Source organism: Clavibacter sp. GW821-FHT01D01, from assembly GCF_059422605.1.
The window spans coordinates 201,944-221,439 of sequence record NZ_JBWKXC010000006.1 but is presented as its reverse complement, the minus strand read 5'-3'; the positions used below and the strand labels follow the sequence as shown (position 1 = coordinate 221,439).

Genomic DNA, 19,496 nt, shown 5'->3' with positions numbered 1-19,496 from the left:
ATCGCCGGATCCCTCGCCGTGCCAGCGATCACGATCGCATCCCGACCGCTGGTGGCCTACTTCTTCGGCTCCTCCCGGCGCACGTTCGCCATCATCATGCTCGTCGTCCTCACCGTCGGAGGACCACGCCTGCTCCTCTCGCCCGAGGCCGTGATCGACGCCGTGACTCTGCTGGTCATCTCCGTCGTGCTCGCTGCCATCGCCGCGGGCACGGCACGGTACGCACTGCGGCGTGAGACGCCCGACTCGCCAGAGGGCCTCGACAGCGCTGCATGACGTCACACAGTCCGTGCAGCAGCTCGGTGGCACAGAAGTCGTGACTCACAGTGGTTGAAGCGGGCCCTCTGCGATCTTCTTCGTAGTCGCTCACGGGTTCTTGCACCCCGCGAACCCCTAGCCCCGGCTGGGGGTTCTCGCGTTGACCACGCGACCTCTTGGCCCGTAGTCCGCCCGCTTCTTACTACCCGCGTTGCGACCGTACTGGGCTGTCGGTGTCCTCCAATGAGGTCGCACACCTCAGAGCGCCCATGCCACGTGCACCGACCGGACGTCTGCACCGTGGACGTCAGCTGGTCCCTCAGGATGACCGCGAAGGGACCGCTATCCGGACAGGGATAAGGGGCCGCCCGCGCAATGTACGTCACCCAGCCGGGTCCTCCGGCACCGGCTCGTCGAACATGGCGCAGATCGCTGCGGTCACCAAGTCCCGGTTCGCGGCCGCGGCTCCTTCCGTCTTGATGCCGAAGTTGGAGGACGTCAGCACAGCGACGCTCCGCTCGCCTTGGGCGTCGGTGTAGATCTCGCTGGAGTAGCCGGGGAGACCGCCCGTGTGTCCCCAGACGGTGCCGCAGGCGGAGTCCACCTCGATCAGGCCGAGGCCGTAGTGACCGCCGACGCCGTCGGGGATGACGGTGCGCATGCGGTCCATCTGCGCGGCGGCAAGCAGCTGCCCGGAGTTCAGGGCGGTGAGGAACGTCTGCCAGTCCTCGGCGGTGGAGACCATGGCTCCGGCAGCCCAGGTGTAGCTGGGGTCGATGCCGGTGGTGTCGACGTGGTCATCGGGACGGGCCCCGCCGGCGAAGCCGAAGCCCTCGGGGAGTTCGATGACGGGGGCGAGGATGGCGGCGAGCTGGGCTGCGGCGGGCTCGTATCCGCGCGCGTGCTCTTCCTTCGCTCCCCAGTCGGCGGAGTGCGCGAGGTGCGTGTCCGTCATGCCGAGGGGCCCCGTGATGCGGGTCGCGATGAGGTCGTCCAACGGCATGCCGGTGGCCTCCTCCAGCACGAGGCCCAGGGCCTCGTAGTTCGCGTTGCTGTAGGAGGAGACGGGGTCGCCGCTCGGGGCGGGGTCCTGCGGCGGGGTGATCGCGATGAGCTCCTCGGGTGTCCATACGCGGATCTCCTGCCCGGCGAGGGAGGGCAGGAACTCGGGCGTGAGGATGAAGTCGGCGAGGCCGCTGGTGTGGTTCAGGAGCTGCGCGATCGTGATGTCCTCGCCGCCCGGGACGACGCCGGGCAGCCAGGACTCGACCGTGTCCTCGAGCGCGATCGTGCCCTCCGCGACCTGCTGGAGGACGAGGGTCGCGGTGACGGTCTTCGTGTTGGAGCCGACCCGGAAGCGGTCGGTCGGCGCGAGCATGTGGTCGGCCTTCGTCCACTCGACCTGTCTGGCGAGGGCGATGGGGGCGCCTGTTCCGCGGTCGATGCGGACGATGGCGCCCGTGCCGCCGGTGTCGGCGGCGGACTGCGCGAGCACCCCGAGCTGCTGCTCGGTCGGCGCGGTCGCGGCGACGGGTGTCGCCGGTACCTGGGCGTCGGCGCATCCGGAGAAGGCGGTGCCGATGCCGAGCAGGACGGCGATGGTCGCTGCGGGTACGACGAGGGAGGATCGGGATCGCTTCGGGGTGGGGGTGGACGTCTGGGTGGACATGGTGGTCTCCTCGTGCGGGCTCCAGGCCCGGTTCGTGCGTCGGGAGCGGCTCTCCGACGTCTGCTCCCAGGCTCGCCGCGGCGGCGGGATCGCGACACCGGGACAGCAGGACGGCGGGGTAGGGCTGGCCCTACCGGGGAGGAGGGCCAACACCGTCGTCGTGCGATCCGGCCCTGCCTAGCGTCGTCATCGAGGGCAGACGCCCTCCCCCACAACAGACGTCAGGACGGAAAACCCCATGGACAGCCTCACCGACGCGATCGTGTCCGGGGCCGGCTCATCGCTGGCCCTGGTCGCCCTGTTCCTGCTCGTCGTCCTGGACGGGTTCTTCCCGCCCGTCCCCAGTGAGACGGCGGTGGTCGCGATGGCGACCGTCGGCATCGCCACCGGTGCGACGAGCCCCTGGGCGGTGCTCCTCGTCGCCGCCGCCGGCTCCGTCGTCGGCGACAACATCGCGTTCCTCGTCGGGCGCCGCCTGCCCCTCGGCACCTCCCGCTGGGCACGACGACCTCGGATCGGCCGGGTCCTGGACCGCGGCAGGTCCATGCTCGCCGAGCGGCCGGCGTCGGTGATCCTCACGGCCCGCTTCATCCCCGTGGGCCGTGTCGCGGTCAACGTCGTGGCCGGCTCGACCGGGTTCCCGCACCGCCGGTTCCTGCCGCTGACGACGGTGTCCGGACTCGCCTGGGCGGGCTTCTCCGTGCTCATCGGGATCCTCGCCGGGGCGTGGATGCACGACCGGCCGCTGCTCGGCGCCGCCATCGGCATGGCCACCGCGGTGGGCCTGGGGTTCCTCCTCGACGCCGCATCCCGCGGCCTCTCCCGACGACGGGCCCGCGTCTCCGCGGCACGCCTCAGCGCACGCCGATCGTCCTGGTCGACGCCCACCGCCCCAGCAGCGCGCGCATGAACGCGTCCGCCGCACCCGTGCCGGAGGATGCAGGGGTGCCCGCTCCCCGTCGATCCCCCGCCGCCGCCTACCTCCGGCGGTGGCGCGCGCTCCCCCGCGAAGCCGGCTACCTCCTCCCCCTCCTCCCGCTGGCCATCGTGGGCTCCCTGCTCATGTGGGCCGGCCTCGCCGCGGGGGTCGGGCTCGCGATCCTCTGGGTCGGCGTGCCGATCCTGGCCGCGACGCTCCTCCTGGCCCGCCGCCTCGGCGGATGGGAGCTGCGCCGCCTCGCCGCCGCCGGACTCCCGCCCGTCGCGGCTCCCGACTGGGCCGCCCGGCGCGTCGACGGAGGCGCATGGCGCCGATGGCTCAGCGCCATCGCCGACGGGCGCACCTGGAGCTGCTGGCTGCACGCCGCCCTCGTCCAGCTCCTCCTCGGCGCCCTCACCTGGACGGTCGGCGTCGTCTGGATCGGCATCGCCGTCGGCGGCCCCACCTACTGGGCCTGGGGACAGCTCCTCCCCCACGGTGACGGCGAGCTCTGGCTCCACACCGTCGTCCTGGGACTGATCCCCGGATACGTGCCGGCCTCGACGCTGCCCGGGCTGTTCGCTGGGGAGAGCGCCTTCTACGCCACCGCCGGCGTCCTCTTCCTGGTCACCCTGCCGATCGTGATCCACGTCCTCGTGCTCGCCCACGCCGGCATCGCGCGCGTGATGCTCGGCGAGAGCCGCACCGCCGTCCTCCGCCGCGAGGCCACCACCGCCGAGGCATCCCGCGTCTCCGCCATCGTCGCCGAGGATGGGCTCCTCCGCCGGCTCGAACGCGACCTCCACGACGGACCCCAGCAGAGCCTCCTCCGCATCCAGTTCGACCTCGCCAGCAGCCTCCGCGCGCTCGACCCCGGAGACACCCGGCTCCGGCCCCTGCTCGAGAGCTCCCTCGCGCTCAGCAAGGCCACCCTGCAGGAGCTCCGCGACCTGTCCCAGGGACTCGCTCCGCCTCTACTGCAGGACCGCGGCCTCGAGTCGGCGCTCCGCACCCTCGCCGCCCGCAACGCCGTGCCCACGATGACCGATCTGCGCATCGATGCCGAGCACACGGCCGTCGCCGAGGTGGAGAGGAGCGTCTTCTACGTCGTGTCCGAGCTGCTCGCCAACATCGCGAAGCACTCCGGAGCCGCCACCGCCTCGGTCCGGGTGCGGACGGAGCGCTCCGGCCGCACCGCCCGCCTCACGGTCGAGGTCGTCGACGACGGCCACGGCGGCGCCGAGACCGTCGCCGGGCACGGGCTCGCCGGCATACGGGAGCGGATCGGCGGCCTGCGCGGGACCATGACGGTCACCAGTCCCGTCGGCGGGCCGACCGTCGTCACCATCGCCCTGCCGCTTCGGGCAGCGACGGACCGGGAGCGCCCGTGACCCCGAGGCCGCCCTACGCTGACCCCGTGCCGCCCACCGACGAACCCGCTCCATCGACGACCCGTGTGGTCCTCGCCGACGACTCCCTCCTCCTCCGCGAGGGCCTCGCCCGGCTGTTCGCCGAGGCCGGGTACGACGTGGTGGCCACCTACCCCGACGCCGACTCGCTCATCCACGCGCTAGACGCGACGCGCCCCGACCTCGCGGTGCTCGACATCCGCATGCCGCCGACGTTCCGCGACGAGGGCGTGCGCGCCGGCACCGCCATCAAGCGGACGCACCCGCACGTCGGGGTGCTCCTGCTCAGCCAGTACGCGGAACCCGAGTACGCGGCCGACCTCCTCGGCACCGGCGCGCACGGGGTCGGCTACCTGGTCAAGGACCGCATCGCCTCGCTCGACGAGCTCCGCGACGCCGTCGAGCGCATCATCACGGGCGGCACCGTGATCGACGAGGCCATCGTCCGCGACCTCATAGCCCGCCGACACGACCCGCTGGCCTCCCTCACCGCACGCGAGGTCGACATCCTCACCCTCATGGCGGAAGGACGCACCAACCGCGCGATCGCCGCGTCCCTGTTCCTCTCCGTCGCCACGGTCGAGAAGCACACCACGTCGATCTTCGCCAAGCTCGGCCTCGAGGACACCGGCACCACCCACCGGCGCGTCCTCGCCGTACTCGCGTGGCTCGACCAGTCCTCCTGACCGTTCGACTCATCGTCGGGCTCGCGAAGACGGGAGCCCGGACGTCGGTCCTCGTCCGCCGCTCAGGCGGCTGGTGTGCGGCCATCTCCTCGGCCAGCCCGATGCACCGCCGGTGGGCCGGTGAGGACTCCTAGGGCATCTTCCCGATGGCACGCATGCCGCTCTGGTCGCCGGGCACCTCACGCGGGCGTGACGGACGGCTGCAGCCGTACCGGCGGGAGGGCGTCGAAGACGCTGACGGGCGCCATGCCGTCGAGCATGGAGCCGCCGCGGACGACCTGACGCGGGGCGCCCTGGATCGCGGTGAGGCTGTGCTGCTGGCGGTGGTGCTCGAAGGCCAGCAGATGCAGGTATCCGAGGGCCGCTTCGTCGACAGGGCCGAGGTCGCCTAGGCGTGCGCTGCTGAACGTGATCTCGAGGCGCCGCGGCAAGGTGCCGGCCGTCGCGTTCACCTCCCGGCCCGTACGCGACCTGACGCGATCTCGCACCGCGTCGCAGGTACGCGGGTGCAGCCGCGTCGGTGCAGGCCGGGCGATGAGCATCCGCCCGCTGCCGCTCCGGGTGGCGTCTGGCACCGCGGTCCAGACCATGTCCGAGGGAGGCGCGCCGACGTCGGCTAGCGCTTCGGCGAGAGCGTGGTCGATGGCCGGCACGTCGACCGCGAGCCCGCTGAACGCCTCGACTCGACCGTCGAGGTCGCTGGGCACGCCGAGGTCGATCACGACGCCGATCCAGGCGAGCGGCGGCACCAGGTCGTGGTGGGCGACGAGGTCATCGGGATCGAACGCGGCGATCCTCTCCGCCACGTCGAGGTGGAAGTCCTCCATGAGGCGCTCCATCGCGACCGTCTGTCGCCGGGCGTCGAAATCGAATTCCTCGGCTCCGGCCAGCTCCGCCACGGGCACCCGGGCTCGCCGCAGCAGGTCGAGGGAGACGCCGTGCCGCACCTGGGCGCGATCGTAGGCGCGGTACGCGGTGACGGAATCCACCCGTGTCGGCGACAGGATCCCCCGCTCCGCGTACAAGCGCAGTGCCTTCGGTGTGAGGCCGGTGAGCACCTCGAACTCGCCGGCGCTGATCATCTCGTCCATCGTGCCCTCCCTCGTTCGTCACCGATCGTCGTAATTCGAGCATGGACGTCGCCCCTGGGGCGAGGTCAACCCGCAGGATCAGAACCGCGGCCGGCATTCGCGGCCTCGGGCACCGACGTGGCTGGTGAACCAACTCATGACAGCAGGCCGCGACGATGAGCCGGTTGAGGACCGGCTTGACTTGTCCGGTTGGGGATCCTTCCTCGGACGTGGCCACGGCCGCTGAGCACGCCGACCTTGCAGCAGCGGTGCCGCGTGCACGTGTAGCCGCAGCCCTACTAGCCCGCGTCGCGCCACCTGCACCGGACCGGACCAGACATGGGGGTGTTGCGGCTGCCGTTACGGCACTTCATAGCGTCGTGAGCGACTGCTTGGATGGTCCAGGCGGTCGGAGTGGAGGGCGCTCATGCGGATGACCATCTCGGAGCTGGCCAAGGTGACGGGCCTGACGGTCCGGACGCTACGGTTCTACGACGAGATCGGTCTCGTGGCGCCGGCCGGCACAACGGTATCGGGGATGCGCGAGTACGGCGGTGACGAGGTCCTGCGCCTGCAACGCGTGCTCGTCTACCGGCAGTTGGATGTGCCGCTCGAGCAGATCGCGCGGATCCTCGCCGGAGAGCTCGACCCGCAGACGGCACTCCTACAGCAGCGCGAGATGCTGCTGAAGGAGCAACAGCGCCTGGCCGAGCTGGTCGGCTCCGTCGACTACGCCCTTCACTCCTTCGCAACCAAGGAGGAAGAAATCATGACCGCAGAGGGCGCACGAAACCTGTTCGAGGGATTCGACACCACCGCCATCGAGGCGGACGCCCAGCACCACTGGGCTGAGCAGGCGGATGCATCGCGCACCGCCGTCAACGGCATGTCGGCCGAGGACGCCCACACGGCGCAGGACGCACACGAAGCACGGCTCCGGCAGATGGGCACGCTCGTGGACCAGGGAGCAGACGCCGACGATCCCCGCACACAGGCAGTCGTCGCCGAGATGCATCACGCGATGACGGCCATGTGGACTCCGGACGCGGCAGCGTTCACGCAGGTGGGTGAGCAGTTGGCGAGCCAGCCGGAGTCAGCGGCCGTCCTCTCGAATGTGACGCCGGCCCTGCCGGTGTTCCTCCGTGACGCGTACGCCCACTACGCCGCGACCCGCCTGTCCTAGCAACACTGGGGAAGGGCAGCATGCGCGTGCTGTCCTTCCCCTTCTGGGTTGCCCCGGGCAACCTGAGACGCCGTCTCGACACGCGCTGGCTCTACGTACGCGCGTCCTCGGCCCGCGCAACCGACCCTGGCCTGATGTCCTGCACGCCGCCAGCTGCTTCGATGGGTTCGTGACTGACGTACCGAAGCAGAAGTGGGCCAATCCGGAGCCCGAGACCCACTGAGCCCTCGCGCGGTGGGCGGCGGACTGCGCCGAGCGCGCGCTCCCCGCGTTCGAGGAGCGGGACCCGACCGATGCCCGCCCCCGGCGCGCACTCGAGATCCTGCGGTCGTGGGAGCGCGGCGAGGTCCCTATGTCGGAGTGCCGCTCTGCGGCATTCGCAGCCCACGCGGCCGCGCGCGCGGCGACTCACATCGGTGCCGACGGGGCGACCGCCTCTGCGCGTGCTGCCGGCCAGGCGGCCGCGGTCGCCCACATGTTCGACCATTCCCCGCACGCCGCGACCTATGCCGCGAAGGCGATCGCGCTGCACGGGTCGGGTGCCAGCGATCTCGAGAGCGAGCGGCAACGACAGTGGGATTCCCTCGACCCGACCCTGCGACCCATCGGATTCCCCAAGGGCCTCTAGTTCGTTCCAGCAGGGGATCCCTCCCCGGACACCGATCTGAGCCCATTGGGGGCGCTCTGACCGGCGGGGACGAGACGAGCACCTACGGCCCGAATCCGGGACCTCCTACAGTCGATCCATGCGCACTCCAGGGAGCATCAGCCGCAATGGGATCTCATGGATCGTTGCTGCGGGAGCCGCGCTGTGGGTCGCCAGCTTCGCGGGTCTCCTCATCGCCTCGCCGTCGGGTACGCGGATCTCCAGTGACACCGCAGCCCAGCCGGTTGCCTATTGGGTAACGCTGATGCCGGTGGCAGTGGGAATTGCCCTCACTCTGCTGCTTCCTCATCCCTCGCCCCGCCGGCCAGTGGCCATCGACTCCCGGCGGCCCTTCCTCATGACGACCATCGGTCTTGTCGTGCTGGCGGTCCTCTTTCCGGTTCTGACGGTCGCGGTTCCCCTCGTCGGCGAGTCCTACGTCCTGGGCAAGCTGGCTCTGTTCATGATCGTGCCGGCGATCCTGCTTATTGCTGTCCGGAAGAGCGTGAGCATCACGTGGCGAAAGGACGCTTCGCGGTGGTGGGCACCGGCGGTGGTGGTGCTGGTGTGGACGCTCTTGTCCCAGGTCGCCCCATGGAACCCGGTATTCGACCCGGCGGTGGGCGATCCGTCTCTCATTCTCATGGCGGCGATAGCGACGGCCATCAGCGCCGGTGTGGGCGAAGAGCTCTTCTACCGCCGCTGGCTGCAGACGCGACTAGAGGCCGCCCTCGGCGCCTGGCCGGGCATCGTCGTCGCCTCCCTCGCGTTCGCACTCATGCACCTCGGCTCACACGGGTCCGGAGCGCCGGTACTCGACGTCGCCCGCGTCATCGTCGTCCAAGGATCGTTCGGAATTTTCATGGGTGTGATGTGGTGGCGATAGCGGAACCTCACCGCCATCATCCTCATCCACATCATCAGCAACGGCTGGGCTGTAGCTGCTGCCTTGCTCTGATGTACGGATGGAATACGGCCTGATGCCGCCTTCGCCGTCTCGGTTGCTTATCCCCAAGCGGACGCACTCCAGCGGGGTGCTTCGTGGCGCTAGGGCCGACTCTGGGTTTGGCCTTGCAGGAGCAACTTCGTCGTCGCAGCGTGATCTTGGCCCTGAGCGTCTGCGCGCTTGTCACCGCTTTCGCGGAGATTGTCGTGGGACTTCTCGTGCTCTCAATGGAGCAGGAGAGCGGCAGCCCCGTCGCGGCAGTGGGCGTGGCGATACTCGTCATGGCTGTGCCCATGGTGGCGCTCGGCATCCTCGGCCTCGTGGGTGCCCGAAAGCTCAAGTAGTCGGTCTCATCTAGCCTCGTCCTGCGGGACGAGAGCTTGTGCTTATCCTGCGGCCGTCCGGGTGGCCATCGCCGTCCGGACGGCCAGCCTGGGCGGCCCGGACGGCCGCCAGTCAGCGGCCTGCGCTCTAGGTTCGGATCATGGACGAGCGCATCGAAGTCGTACGGCATGACGAGCTGAGCCACACCCACCTCGAGCAGCTCCAGGCGCTCTTCGACCGCGAGTACCTCGCCGACTATGGGACGTGGACCCCTGATGCGCCCTACGGCTACTCCCCCGCGGGCATGCACCTGCTCGTCACCCACGGATCCGAGCTGGTCGCGCACGCGGGATTCCAACGACGCGTCATAGCCGCGGGAGAGCAGAACGTCGCCGTGGGCGGGACGGGAGGCGTACTCGTCAGCGAGGATGTCCGAGGAGAAGGTCTAGGCGGACGCCTGCTGAGTCAGCTCGCACGCACGATGCGCTCGCTGGCCGGCATCCAGTACGGGTACCTGGGCTGCCGGCCGGAGGTCGTTCCGTTCTACGCCTCCAGCGGGTGGCAACGAGTGACGGCCACCGAGCGCTCCCGCTCACGAACGGACGGGTCCGTCGTCGTGACGGCCGGCGACCCGATCCTGATTCTCCCCGTCACCCAAGCCGTCTCAGGCTGGCCCGCGGGAGCCATCGACCTCCGCGGCACCCCCTGGTGAAAAACGCCGGGATTCCGCCGGCGCGTCCAACGACGACGAAGTGACCCAGGCGTCCGATAGGGGATCGCTTGTCGGACACCAGTGGCAGCTCACAAGCTTGCCCGCTGGGGCACGTACGAGGCCAGGGCGTCGGCCGTTAGGTTCGTGTCATGGAGCCCGAGGTGTCCCCCGCCGTACGCCGGCGCATCCACCGCTTGATGATCGTCCTCACGGTGGTGATCTCGATAGTTGCGGTGGTGAGCGTGATTCAGGTGCTGATGAATCCGGAGCCTGCGGGGAACTGGTTCAGGGCAGTGTGGTTCTCGGCCATTGCGATCTTTGGAGTGGTGAGCCTGCTGCGGAAGCCTAAGCGGGACAACCCACGCGACTCCTCCTGAGAGAGCAAGAGCACCCTCGCGCCGTTCGGGCAGGGATCCCTACCCGGTCACCGCAGAAGGTCCCCCAAGCGTTCTTCTGCACGACACGCGGTCAGGAAGCGATTGCCTTAAATGCGTCACCGGCTCGCCCCGGGCGGCAGACGACGACGGATCAGCAGCAGCACGAGCCCCGCAGGCAGGGCGCGGACCGTCGCCGCGAACGGTGGGTGGTCGGTCACGAGGAACGGCGCTAGTCATGAGTCCGGCCCTTGCCGTCGAGACCGCGTAAAGTCCTTTCATGCCTAAAACCGTCACGCTCGCTGAGGCCACAGTCGGCGACGGCATGGATGTGCTGCTTGTTCCCGCTTCGCTCCCATTTGTTCGTGGAAACTCCCCCGAAGGCGAGACCTGGCTGTGCGTGTGCGGTGAGGCGGTCGCGGTCGGCATGTATTCTCGTCAATTCCTGGACATCGGAATTGTATGTCCGTTGTGCCATCGGGAGCTTCGAACGTCAATTCGCCAAGCGGGAGAACCGGTCCCGGGCACTCCCGTCCTGCTCAGACCTGGTCGATATCGACTCGACGGAGAGCTCGACGTTACTGGCAATCCAGTTGCGATGGTTGGAATTACGGCACTCGTCGGATACGCGCAAGAGACGGGCCGTAAGGTGCCCGGAGTGTTCAGCCCCACTCCCGTCTGGGAGCCAAGTGATTTAAATGCCGCGACCCTCCAGCGACTTGCTCGCGAGTTAATCCAACTGTTGGGTCAGCGTTACCAGAAATTACAAGTAGCCGATTTACGCGGTCGGCAGTCCACGTCCCCTCCGAAGAATCGACAGAGGGTGATCGAATTGATTTTGTTTGCCCACGAAACAGCCTGGGCCCTGGAGAGACCGTCCCGAATCGCCAACGCGGTTTTAGACGGCGACATGTTGTCGGAGTTAATTGGCCTGACGGCGATGTTGCATCGATGGCGCAATCACCCGGCCTGGGCCGCAATCGTACAGACACTTTCACATGAGACAGAGCCGCTACATTCCCTAGTTCTCCTGCTGGTAGCCAGCTACTTGGTCGACGCGAACAACGGAGTCGGACTCCATCTCGAGACCGAGGGCGGCAAAGTGCCTGACATGTGGCTTAGGCCGAGCCTGATCGAGACGCTTGATGTTGAAGTGAAGACTCCATTGCAACTTCGTAGCCCAGACGTGCCACTGACCGCGCAAGCTAGTGAACTATGCATCCTAGAAACGATGAAGAAGGCTTCTAAGCAACTTCGTGGCGATCACAACCTCCTTGTCATAGGGGGTTTCCATTTAGGCGAGTCACTAGATCGGCTGGAAGTCGCGGCTCGAAGCGTCTTGGTATCGAACGGGTCGCGACAAAATTATGTCGGGATTTTGCTGTGCGATCTCACGTTTGAAACCGCCATGAACGCCTTTCGGCGCACTACGCTCACGTATAGCACAACAATGCGCACGCGACTGGTGTCCCATCCGGGGTACACCGGCGGGCTATCTATAGTTAGGGATGCAGCGGTTCAAGGGTTTGATCCGTCGGCGTAGCCGCTCCCCTTCATTTGAATAAGCAACGTGGCTCGGGAGCCCGGCAGGGCGATCGGAGGAGCTCGTCGACCGGGTCCTTTCCGGCCGCCTCGCCACCGAGGAAGCGCTCCTGAAGGCCCTCGGCACGCAAGAGCGCAACTCGCTGGCGGGGCTATTGAGCCGCTTCATGCCGGAGTCTCGATAGGGGCTCCCTGACCGGACCGGTAGCTACTTGCGCCGGAAGTCCGGTAGCTAGGGTCGCTTTCAGAGGAGGTGCCACATGGAGGCGCTCAAGACCATTGGCCTAGCACTTGCGGCCGCCGCGCTCATCGCTCTGCTGTGGGTGACAGCCGGGCCTTCGACCGCAATCACGGTGGGCATCGTCTTCGTGGTTGTCGTTGGCATCGTGGCCACAGTGACTATTCGTCGCGCCAAGCCGCGCGACGTTGAGGGCGAGAACCGGCCCGCTGGTAGGCCGCGCACCGATCAGCGCGGATAGTCGTCCGGGCGGGGATGGCTACCCGAACACGCGACAGCCTGAGTGCTCCCTCGCATAAGCAAGCAGACGCAGCCTCACTCTTCGAAGACGAACTCTGTCCCCGCCCAGACCAGTAGGGGTCCGTCGTATCCCCAGTCGTATCGGGGGGGATGCGCGCCGTGCGATCGAGCACGGGGAGAGGCAGTTGATAGTTCGGCCTGCCATTCCTAGCGCCCCTTTTATCATCGCTAGGTGACTTGTATATTATTGGCGCTCTTCGTCAAGACTAATCCAGGTGGTTCCAGTGTCTCCGGCTAATTCAGTGGACGCCTCGTCAGCAGTAATTACGGCGATTGCGCCGTCGCGGTTTACGTTTACTTCGCCGTCATCCATTCTGCCAACTGTTATTATTCCCGACCCAAAAATCGACTCCAACTCATCCGCGCTTGGAGCTTGAACGAAAACGGCCGCGCGGGCGTCATCACCGTCCACGACTATGCAGCTTGAAGTTGCAACAAAGCCGGACAGGTCTACGGTGTAGATTCCCTGCCCGGCACTCGCGGGTGACACAGGGGCACTCTGGCAGGGCAGCTCGGCTTGATATTCAGCGATCGTTGTATACTGCCCCTGATTTTCACCCCAGTTTTCACCATAAAGAGTAACTGGTGCATTCATGAGCAGGTTAATCAGCGTTATCAGAGCTAGGACGAGACTAAGTCCGAGCGTTCCAAGCATTGCATATCCGGTTATATCTGAGTATGGCGCCCGGCCGCGGAGTACCACAAGCGCTGCAATCCCAGAAGCTACGCAGGCGCCGACCGCGTACCAAGAGACGTGACCCAGGAGGAACGGGGTAGCACCCGCTAGCGCGAGCGCCGCTGCTATGAGAGCCACGCCGTTTGTCGGCTCCGCGAGTCCCGTCGCCTGTTGTCTGGCTTGAGAGCCTGCAGCGGTGGCCACAGGGGGTTTTATGGTCGCCCGCTCCGTGACAGCAATGTGGTATATCATCCAAATACCAAGAGCAATTGCTGCAACCGTAAGTGCAAGCCACACGAGGACAGCAACCACAGCCAGCATCACGACCAGCCGAACAATACCGAGTCCCGCCGCCATTTCGCGCATAAGCCACATTTCCTTCTTGAAATCATACCGTCGCTGGCCTCAGCAACTTGGACCGTCGCCTGCCGCACCCATGAGCACCGCGTTGGCGTTAAGGGCACCAGAACGGTTGTTCATCTCTGCACCCAACGATGCGCTCCAGTGCCGGTACCGGTGTCCTCCATGTGGAGGACACCGTGTGTACACTAATGAATGTGCGGTGCCTTCCCGGGCCCTCGTACAGCCGACCGCTCGCTTGACCCCCCTCATGGCGAGCAGGTAGCCCAAGCGACACCGTGTGCGTCAACCCGAAGAAGACCACACGCGAAGAGCCCATCACCCGGTGCCCCCACCGCGGCAGTGGGCTCTTCCTCATTCCCGGCCCCCGCAGAAGACGTCTGTCTCAACAGACCCGTCCGGTGAAGAGTCCGGTGAAGGGGGGCTAGGCGAGACACCCTCCGCGCCCTATCCGCTGGTGAGCGCGGCCGCCGCCTCGGCTCTCTGAATGTCCCGAAGTCGGCGGTATAGCGTCGCCCTCGACATGCCCACGTCGCGCGCGACCTGGGCGGCCGGCTCTCCGGCATCGATCAGTCGGGCCGCGTTCTCGACCTGGCTGTCGGTGAAGGCCTGGCGCCTGCCGCCCAGGTCCTTGCCCGCAGCCCGCCGCTTCGACACCGAGTCGGTGATCCGCTCCCGCTTGATCTCGAGCTCCATCTGCGCGAGCGCCGCCATGACGGTGAAGACCATCGACCCCATCGGGGTAGCAGTGTCGACGTCTCCCCCGCCGAGGTTCAGCACCCGAAGCGACGCACCCCTCCCCCGCAGGTCCTCGGCGAGGGCGAGCGTGTTCTGCGTCGAGCGCCCCAACCGGTCCAGGGTCGTGATGACGAGAGTGTCGCCATCGTGCAACGCACGCAGTGCCTCGTCGAACGCGGGCAGTGAGGCGCGAGCTCCGGAGGCGCCGTGATCGACGTAGAGGTCATCGCGCCGGATGCCGGCCGCGAGGAGGTCGGTGGTCTGTCTGTCCGAGTCCTGCTGACGCGTCGACACCCGCGCCTACCCGATGAGCTTCCCCACGACGACCAACCTGTCTCACAACCATCGGGTTGCGAGACGTCTCATCGGCCGGGATCGAGACGCTGGTACTTCCTAGTTGGCGAGTGTCGCGTAATCATGTACCTCAAGTAGGTGCTTGACTACGCGTGTTCATCAAAGCTTTCAAGACGCGTGCCCCAAACGACTACGGACTACCTGACCTGGCCAGCCGTGCTCGCTAGTGAGCGGCGAAACTCCAGATGCCCTCAACGCACGGGTGGCGCGAGTGCGTCGCGCCCCGGCATGATGACCGGGGTCTCCCCTGCAGCCGCCGACAAGACGGTACCGGCAATGGTGATCGACTCACCGATGTTGATGCTCGCAAGCCCCGCTCCAGCATCCCATCGACTCGGACGCCGCCGACGGATGCGTCGGCCGTGTGGCGGGAAATCTCGGGCTGCTCGTAGGTGATGCGGACAACGCTGACGCTACTGCCCGAGCACCGCGAACGGCCGTCCGGCTCGAAACGGTGCACACGGCTTCTAGCCCCATGTGATGCCCGGGGTTGTAGCGTGACCGCGTGATCGTCACCATCCAGGATGAACGTTCCAGCGGCTTCCTCCCGACGCGCATCTTCGAGCTGCTGCACGCGGCCGACCGCCCCGCCTGGACGCCGGTGACGACCGGCATGGTGGCCGTCGCCGCTGTGGTCTTCTCCGCGATCGCCGGGCTCGGCCTCTACAGCGTCCTCGTGGACGACTCCCCCGCCGGGTACACCCTCACCGTGCCGTTCGGCATCGCCCTCGTCTGGCTGGTCGGGGCGCCCGGCCGCGAGCGGACCAGGATGCGTCGCCGTGCCGCGCGCCATGTAGCCCGTACCGCCCGCCGGCTCGGCCTCATCAGCCGCATCGATGCCCTCGCGTTCACCTGGCGAGCCCGCCTCACCCTCCGCGGCGGGCACGAGATCACCCTCGAGCGTCGCTACCGACGACGGGGCCGCCGGCTCGTGGCGAGCCTCACCTCCACGCTCGGCAACATCGGTCGGTTCCGCGTCCTCGACATCACCGACGACCCCGCATGGCAGGTGATGCCCTGACCCCGTACGGACCGGAGGACTCGCGGCGGGCAGGTGTCCCTAGGATCGGGGCCTGCACCATCCCGCGATCGCGCTCCTGGCCTCGGTCCTCGTGCTCGCCACGATGACCGCGTGCTGGCCGGGCGACTGATCGGCGCAAGGGGCCCGCATGACTGACGCCCTCCGCGCACTCCCTACCGTGACCGACATCGAGACCGACACCCTGCAGGCGCAGACGTTCTCCGCGTCGTCATCGCACACGACCGTCACCGCCACGGTCGACGATGACGCGACGCTTACGGAGCTTATGGCCGTGCAGGATGTGCTCGTCGAGCGGGATCACCAGGCCGGGACCGTGGAGCTGCTGCACCGGGACTTCCCCCTCCACGGCGTCATCCAGCCGGCGCAGCTGGAGACCCTGGTCGCCCTCATCGGCCTCCACACCTTCAGCTACAGATCGGCCCCTCCCATTCACCCCCCCTGAGACGTCTCGCAAGCCATGGGACGTAAGACGCCCCAACACTCACGCCGGCCTACGCCCGTCGCGGCGTTTGACTTCGCCCCAGGGGCGAGGTCCACAGTGAGGACATGTCCGCTCCACGCCCCCTGAACTTCTCCGCCGGTCGATTCCGATCCCTCACCGGCCTCTCCGACAAGGCGCTGCGCTTGTACGCCGAGCGCGCGGTACTCATCCCGTCCGCCGTCGATCCGATCAACGGCTACCGGTCCTACGCCGCCGACCAGCTCGTCGACGGCGTCACCCTGGACCTGCTCCGCCGCGCGAGGATCCCGCTCGAGGACCTCAATCCCGACAGCCGCTTCCAGTTCGACGACCATCGCGGGCGGTTGGCCATGCGCAGAGCCATGGAGGACTTCTACCTCGACCTCGCAGAACGGGTCGCGACAGCCGACCCCTGCAGCCTCGTCGCCGACATCCGTGACGCCGATGCCGCGCACTGGATCGCGTGCGAGATCCCCTTCGGCGTCTCCCCAGACCCGGAAGACCTCGAGGAGACCTTCACCGCCCTGTCAGTCGATCTCCCGAATCTGGATCGCATCCTCGTTGAGACTCTCCACACTGAGGGCATCGAGCTGATCGCCGAATCGTGGACGACGTCGGTGTCGGGCAAGGTGCCACGGATGCGCCTGGCGCACCGCGTGCTGGACCCTATGACACCGGATGCGCTCCGTCGCGTGGCCGAGGCCGCGGCTCCGCACATCGATGCGTCCGTGCGGATCACGTCCGGGACGCTGCCGGTACGGCAGGAGCTGGTGCACTCCCTTCCCGACGCGACGCCGACGGAAGACCCCGGCCTGGATGACACCGCGCTCTCCTACCTCGGCACCATCGCCTTCGCCCACCGCATCGCCGCAGGCCATGCCCAAGGCGTGGACGACGCTGCCCGCCGGCGGGCATCATCGACATCGATGTTCGACCCGTCCGTCACCGCGGAGGACGTCTACGACCTTGCCGCGGACGGATCGCGGGCGCACGCCTCTCAGTAGGGCGCAGCGGATCCCGTCGACGGGAGCCGTAGTCACGCGAACGTGGAGACGGCCCGACTCGCCGTAGCTCTGACCCATGACACGGGCGCTGCGACCTAGTCCGACGGTGCGCACTCCTACGTAGGCCCACGAGACGCATCGCAACCTATGGGATGAGGAACGGCCGAATCGCGAGTCAGCAACATCGGGCGCAAGCTTCTTGCGCCCTCACGCTCCTAGCTCTTCTTCGCTGCTTTTACGTACTCCATGTAGTAGCGCTTTCCCATCTCACGTGCCCCGTCGGCGTCATAGTGGAGCGACTCCTCCTCCTGACCTGTGGCTGGATCCGCCATGACGTGCTGGTCAGGAACCCCCTCAACGAAGGAGACGTTGCTCCTCACGCTGGGGACACCCCGCTGGAACTGGTCCATAGCCTGCTTCGCCGCGAAGGTCCTGTCTTGGGCAGCTACCCACTCCGGCACCATCCCGCCCATGAGGAACGGAACTCCGGGGTAGCGCTCGTCCATGCCGTCTATGAGCTCCAACAGCCGGTCCTGATACTGCTGCATGGCGGCGGACTGCTGACTCTGCCCGCGGTCGGTGATGATGCCGGTGTCGGTCTCGCCCTGGGCCCAGATGACGGCCACGACCTTGCTCCCCTGCGTCATGTCGAGGGCGGCGTCGACCTGCGACTGCGCTCGCGTATACAGGTTCTCGAGCTTCGATTCCGCCGCGCCATCTGGCGTGGGGTTCCAGATCTGTGTCTGAGGTTTCTTCGGGTCGTAGATCGCCTCGAGCATGGCGGTGGATCCCTTCGCCGCCGGGACGAGGAGCACCTTGCGACCCGGGTTAGCGGCGATGAGCTGCCGCCCGAACTCCATGCCAGGGCCCACCCTCGGCTCGTTGTTCGTCATCCACGTGTCGACGTGGCGGAGGCTGTCGGATGCCTCGATGATCTTGCCCTTGTCGGGTCCACTTCCGGCGAGCTGGAAGAGCCCGGGCACGCTCACGTCGACCTCCTTCTTGTAGCCGATGCCCGCACCCTGCGCGTTGGACTGGCCCATGATGACCACCACGTCGTACCCCGGCGACATGGTCGCCCTACGGGTGACGCTCGTGCTCGCGTCCTGGTAACCGGTCTTCGTCCCCGTGGCGGTGACGTTGAGACGCTTGCCGACGTCAGCGTCACGGAGCACGTAGCTCGACGCGGTCTCGCCAATGACTCTCACGTCGTCGATGTACCACTGGTAGGTGTAGTTCGTGGCGACAGGGTTCCAGGCAGGCACCACCGCTGTCACCGTCGAGCGCGCACTCATATCACCGACCACGTCCGGTTTGGGCGCGCTCACGAACTTCTGCGGCCCGGAAGCGACCGGTCGTGCGAGCACCTTCAGCGCAGCGCTCGTGCTGTGCCCGGCGTTGTAGCCGGCTTTCGTTGCGGTCACGGTGACGTTGACCCGCTTGCCGACGTCAGCGTCGCGGAGCACGTAGCTCGAGGTGATCTCGCCGGCGACCTTTACGTCGTTGACGGACCACATGTACGCGTAGCCCTCCGGTTCCGGCTCCCAGCCGGACACGTCGGCTTTCACCGTCGTACCAGCCGCAGCCGTCTCCGGGATGGTCGGCTTGGGCTTGGATACGAAGTCCTTGACCACCACCACCGGCGGTGTCGGGCTCGGTACCGGCTTCACCGTGGGCGTGGGCGTGGGCACGGGCACGGGAACGACGGGCGCGCCAGGCACCAGGCGAGCGGCACTGCTCACGCTGGTGGGCTTGTACCCGACCTTCACGCCGGCGACGGTGACTGCGATCTTCGTGCCGGCATCCGCCTCGACGATCCGATACGTCGCGGCCGTGCCTCCCGGGATGGGACTGCCGTTCCGCGACCACTGGTAGCTGTAAGTCGCAACCGGGCTCCACGTTCCCGGCTTCGCGATGAGAGTGGAACCGACCTTCAACGTGCCCGTCACGGTCGGGATGGGTGTCCTCACGAAGGGCTTGACTGGAACGGTGGCCGTCGGAACGCTCTTCTTGCTGAGCGCAGCCAGCCCAGGCCGGGCACCCGTCGCTTCGACAGTGATGGTCTTGCCAGCGTCCGATTCCTGCACCACGTACCAGGCCGCGGTCTTGCCGGCGAGCAGGACTCCCCCGGAGTACCAGGCGTAACGAGGAGTCGCTGGGCTAGTCGCGGGTGTCCACCTAGGCGTCGTCGCCTGCAGCCGGCTACCGATGGTGGCCTTGCCGGTAATGGTCGGCACGGGCGCAGACGTGAAAGTCCCAGCGGCCTGCATGGATGGAGTCCTCGCTGTGACCGCTTCCGCCGGTGCAGCGCTGAGCCCGGCGAAGCCGAGGCTAAGGACGAGCCCGATCCCAGTGAGGACCTTGCCAACCCCTCGGAGACGATCGAGCAGGCGGGGTGTGCGGGCGTCTCGGGGCACCATGGTCTCCTCGGGTACGCCACGAGCGTGCAACGTGGCAGGTCATATTTACACGAGCGGGGAAACACGCGCTTCCCCCCATACGGGCACGCCCTATAGCCACCACCGCGCCGAGACGTCGTGCAACATAAGGCTTGCGAGGCGCGCGTCGCGAGCTGTCGGCGAATCG

The 19,496-nt window shown here is 67.4% G+C and carries 19 protein-coding genes and 1 pseudogene; 15 read left to right on the top strand and 5 right to left on the bottom strand.

The genetic code is table 11. The annotated features are described in order from the left end of the window. A partial coding sequence (locus tag AC07VC_RS10420; protein ID WP_494724461.1) for a hypothetical protein occupies positions 1-276 on the top strand: 276 nt, incomplete at its 5' end. Between the two features lie 364 nt (positions 277-640). Here AC07VC_RS10420 and AC07VC_RS10415 read toward each other — a convergent pair. After that, the gene (locus tag AC07VC_RS10415) at positions 641-1,927 is read right to left on the bottom strand and encodes a serine hydrolase domain-containing protein (RefSeq protein ID WP_494676399.1); all 1,287 of its coding nucleotides are present in this window, start codon (positions 1,925-1,927) and stop codon (positions 641-643) included. Between the two features lie 238 nt (positions 1,928-2,165). On the opposite strand from AC07VC_RS10415, the gene AC07VC_RS10410 reads away from it, so the two are divergent. The 3 genes from AC07VC_RS10410 to AC07VC_RS10400 are packed head-to-tail and all read left to right on the top strand — an operon-like array spanning position 2,166 to position 4,941. Further along, entirely contained in the window at positions 2,166-2,837 is a 672-nt protein-coding gene (locus tag AC07VC_RS10410; protein WP_494676400.1) for a DedA family protein, read from the top strand. A 35-nt stretch (positions 2,838-2,872) separates the two neighbouring features. After that, positions 2,873-4,237 carry a sensor histidine kinase gene (locus tag AC07VC_RS10405; RefSeq protein WP_494676401.1) on the top strand — a complete coding sequence of 455 codons (1,365 nt, stop codon included), beginning with the start codon at positions 2,873-2,875 and terminating at the stop codon, positions 4,235-4,237. Between the two features lie 26 nt (positions 4,238-4,263). Further along, the gene (locus tag AC07VC_RS10400; RefSeq protein WP_494676402.1) at positions 4,264-4,941 is read left to right on the top strand and encodes a response regulator transcription factor; all 678 of its coding nucleotides are present in this window, start codon (positions 4,264-4,266) and stop codon (positions 4,939-4,941) included. A gap of 179 nt (positions 4,942-5,120) precedes the next feature. Here AC07VC_RS10400 and AC07VC_RS10395 read toward each other — a convergent pair whose 3' ends face one another. Beyond that, complete coding sequence (locus tag AC07VC_RS10395) at positions 5,121-6,032, bottom strand: MerR family transcriptional regulator (protein ID WP_494676403.1); 912 nt, start codon at positions 6,030-6,032, stop codon at positions 5,121-5,123. 406 nt (positions 6,033-6,438) lie between these two features. Between AC07VC_RS10395 and AC07VC_RS10390 the strand changes: the two genes are divergently transcribed. From AC07VC_RS10390 to AC07VC_RS10355, 8 genes and pseudogenes are all read left to right on the top strand, one after another. Continuing rightward, positions 6,439-7,194 (top strand): MerR family transcriptional regulator, encoded by a 756-nt coding sequence (locus tag AC07VC_RS10390; RefSeq protein ID WP_494676404.1) that lies wholly within the window; start codon positions 6,439-6,441, stop codon positions 7,192-7,194. Positions 7,195-7,432: 238 nt separating this feature from the next. Next, positions 7,433-7,822, top strand: a pseudogene (locus AC07VC_RS10385) (putative immunity protein); the annotation flags it as partial. A gap of 118 nt (positions 7,823-7,940) precedes the next feature. Beyond that, positions 7,941-8,726, top strand: coding sequence for a CPBP family intramembrane glutamic endopeptidase (locus AC07VC_RS10380; RefSeq protein ID WP_494676405.1), 786 nt, complete (start codon positions 7,941-7,943; stop codon positions 8,724-8,726). Positions 8,727-8,905: 179 nt separating this feature from the next. Next, positions 8,906-9,130, top strand: coding sequence for a hypothetical protein (locus tag AC07VC_RS10375; RefSeq protein ID WP_494676406.1), 225 nt, complete (start codon positions 8,906-8,908; stop codon positions 9,128-9,130). Between the two features lie 140 nt (positions 9,131-9,270). Then, entirely contained in the window at positions 9,271-9,822 is a 552-nt protein-coding gene (locus AC07VC_RS10370) for a GNAT family N-acetyltransferase (protein WP_494676407.1), read from the top strand. Positions 9,823-9,971: 149 nt separating this feature from the next. After that, a complete protein-coding gene (locus AC07VC_RS10365; RefSeq protein ID WP_494676408.1) occupies positions 9,972-10,199 on the top strand; it encodes a hypothetical protein in 228 nt (75 codons plus the stop codon). 277 nt (positions 10,200-10,476) lie between these two features. Further along, positions 10,477-11,739 (top strand): hypothetical protein, encoded by a 1,263-nt coding sequence (locus AC07VC_RS10360; protein WP_494676409.1) that lies wholly within the window; start codon positions 10,477-10,479, stop codon positions 11,737-11,739. Between the two features lie 259 nt (positions 11,740-11,998). Next, on the top strand, positions 11,999-12,217 hold the full coding sequence (locus AC07VC_RS10355) for a hypothetical protein (RefSeq protein WP_494676410.1): 219 nt from the start codon (positions 11,999-12,001) through the stop codon (positions 12,215-12,217). A 243-nt stretch (positions 12,218-12,460) separates the two neighbouring features. Here the strand turns inward: AC07VC_RS10355 and AC07VC_RS10350 are convergent, their stop codons facing one another. Further along, positions 12,461-13,309: a hypothetical protein gene (locus AC07VC_RS10350; RefSeq protein WP_494676411.1), complete on the bottom strand. Its 849-nt coding sequence runs from the start codon at positions 13,307-13,309 to the stop codon at positions 12,461-12,463. Positions 13,310-13,759: 450 nt separating this feature from the next. After that, a complete protein-coding gene (locus tag AC07VC_RS10345) occupies positions 13,760-14,344 on the bottom strand; it encodes a recombinase family protein (protein WP_494676412.1) in 585 nt (194 codons plus the stop codon). A 565-nt stretch (positions 14,345-14,909) separates the two neighbouring features. Between AC07VC_RS10345 and AC07VC_RS10340 the strand changes: the two genes are divergently transcribed. From AC07VC_RS10340 to AC07VC_RS10330, 3 genes are all read left to right on the top strand, one after another. Continuing rightward, on the top strand, positions 14,910-15,425 hold the full coding sequence (locus AC07VC_RS10340) for a hypothetical protein (RefSeq protein ID WP_104289309.1): 516 nt from the start codon (positions 14,910-14,912) through the stop codon (positions 15,423-15,425). A 178-nt stretch (positions 15,426-15,603) separates the two neighbouring features. Then, positions 15,604-15,888 carry a hypothetical protein gene (locus AC07VC_RS10335; protein WP_494676413.1) on the top strand — a complete coding sequence of 95 codons (285 nt, stop codon included), beginning with the start codon at positions 15,604-15,606 and terminating at the stop codon, positions 15,886-15,888. A gap of 104 nt (positions 15,889-15,992) precedes the next feature. Continuing rightward, on the top strand, positions 15,993-16,910 hold the full coding sequence (locus AC07VC_RS10330) for a MerR family transcriptional regulator (RefSeq protein ID WP_494676414.1): 918 nt from the start codon (positions 15,993-15,995) through the stop codon (positions 16,908-16,910). Positions 16,911-17,125: 215 nt separating this feature from the next. Here the strand turns inward: AC07VC_RS10330 and AC07VC_RS10325 are convergent, their stop codons facing one another. Beyond that, on the bottom strand, positions 17,126-19,327 hold the full coding sequence (locus AC07VC_RS10325; RefSeq protein WP_494676415.1) for a sialate O-acetylesterase: 2,202 nt from the start codon (positions 19,325-19,327) through the stop codon (positions 17,126-17,128). Positions 19,328-19,496 lie beyond the last annotated feature (169 nt).